Genomic DNA, 1,664 nt, shown 5'->3' with positions numbered 1-1,664 from the left:
GAACGGCAGGCGATCGCCGATGTGGAAGCGGCCCAAAGGAGGTTACAACAGCTTAAACAAGCCCGCAGCTCCGATGTGGAAAGGTTAACGGCGGAGGTGGATGCCCAACGGCAAAATTTAAACCGTTTACGGGCGGGGGAAAGGCCCGAAAGCATTGCCCAAGCTCGGGCCCGGGTGGGGCAAGCCCTGGCCAGCGTCAAAACCTTGCAAGCCCGCCTAGGTAAGTCGGAAATTACCGCTCCCTTTGCGGGGATAGTGGGCTATATTCCAGTGAAATTGGGGGATTACGTCCAGGCCAATGATGATTTGACTCATTTGACCGAAAATCAACAGTTGGATCTAAATTTAGCAGTGCCCCTCGCCCAAGCGCCCCGGTTACGCCCCGGTCTGACCGTGGAAATCCTCAATAGCGAAGAAACGGCGATCGCCAGGGGGCAAATTAGTTTTGTCTCCCCCGATGTGGACAATGATGGCCAGAGTGTATTAGCCAGGGCCACCTTCAGCAACCAAGACCAAAAACTGCTCAACAATCAGTTAGTGCAGGCCCGCATTATTTGGGAGCAAGACACGGGGCTAGTGGTGCCCACCGTGGCCATCACCCGCATTGGCGGAGAAAGTTTTGTTTACGTAGTCCAAGAAAAGGAAAACGAGCAAACCGGGGAGCCAGGCTTAGTAGCTCAACAAAAAGCCGTTAACCTGGGCAGTATCCAGGGCAGTAATTACCAAGTTTTGTCGGGGTTGGAACCGGGGGATAAGGTCATCACTGCGGGGCTATTGAGGGTGCAGGACGGAGCTCCCATCCAGCCAGCACCAGCAGAAGGCTCATCCAATCCAACCCCCTAGACACATCGTTAAGACCCATCTTTTTTGCTTAGTATGATTGCCCCAGATTCATCCCCCCGTTCTTTGGAAATTGCCCCGGTACTCCAGCAAAAACTCTTTTACCGAGGACGCAAATTTAACTTTGATGTCAGTCGGAGGCAGTTACCCAATGGCGTGGTAGGGGACTGGGAATTAATCCAACACCCAGGGGGTGCCCTAGTAGTGCCTATTACCAACGAAGGTCAGTTGGTGCTAGTGCGGCAATATCGTTTCGCCTTGGCGGCGCGGCTGTTGGAATTTCCGGCGGGCACCGTAGAAGTAGGGGAAAATCCAGCGGCAACCATTAGGCGGGAATTGGAAGAAGAAGCGGGTTACCGGGGCCATACCTGGCAGACCATTGGTCAATTTCCCCTCGCTCCGGGCTACTCCGACGAAATTATCTATGCCTATCTGGCCACAGACCTAAAAAAGTTACCCAATCCACCGGCCCAGGACGAAGATGAAGACATTGAAGTGGTGTTAATGACATTTGACCAGTTTGAAGCGGCGATCGCCAAAGGGGAAATGGTTGACGCTAAATCCATTGCTAGTTATTTCTGGATGCGCCATTTGCTTTGAAAAAACTAAAATAAACGACGTTTGGCCGGGGAAGACTTGGGCGGAGTAGTGGCAGATTTTTTAACCGGCTTGGGTGTACTGGTTTTGGGTTTAGGCGTTGACTTCCCAGTGGGTTTGCCTGAGCTTGGCCGTCGTTGCATCTGCCCCAGGTCAGTGGCTTTTTCCAAAACTAGTTCATTGCCCTGGAGAGTTGCTTCCATATCCCAAAAACGCCGGAGGGGACG

Annotated in this window: 2 protein-coding genes and 1 pseudogene; 2 read left to right on the top strand and 1 reads right to left on the bottom strand. The window is 52.8% G+C overall.

All coding sequences use genetic code 11. From position 1 onward, the window contains the following. Positions 1 to 843: efflux RND transporter periplasmic adaptor subunit (locus IQ219_RS19450; RefSeq protein WP_194073705.1), on the top strand; the 843-nt coding region annotated here is incomplete at its 5' end. Between the two features lie 33 nt (positions 844 to 876). Continuing rightward, on the top strand, positions 877 to 1,440 hold the full coding sequence (locus IQ219_RS19445; protein WP_194073704.1) for an NUDIX hydrolase: 564 nt from the start codon (positions 877 to 879) through the stop codon (positions 1,438 to 1,440). Positions 1,441 to 1,445: 5 nt separating this feature from the next. Here the strand turns inward: IQ219_RS19445 and IQ219_RS19440 are convergent. Further along, positions 1,446 to 1,664 (bottom strand): annotated as a pseudogene (locus tag IQ219_RS19440) (hypothetical protein); the annotation flags it as partial.

The organism is Synechocystis sp. LEGE 06083 (genome assembly GCF_015207725.1).
Taxonomy (GTDB): Bacteria; Cyanobacteriota; Cyanobacteriia; order Cyanobacteriales; family Microcystaceae; genus Synechocystis; species Synechocystis salina.
This window is presented reverse-complemented; position numbering and strand designations above follow the sequence as displayed.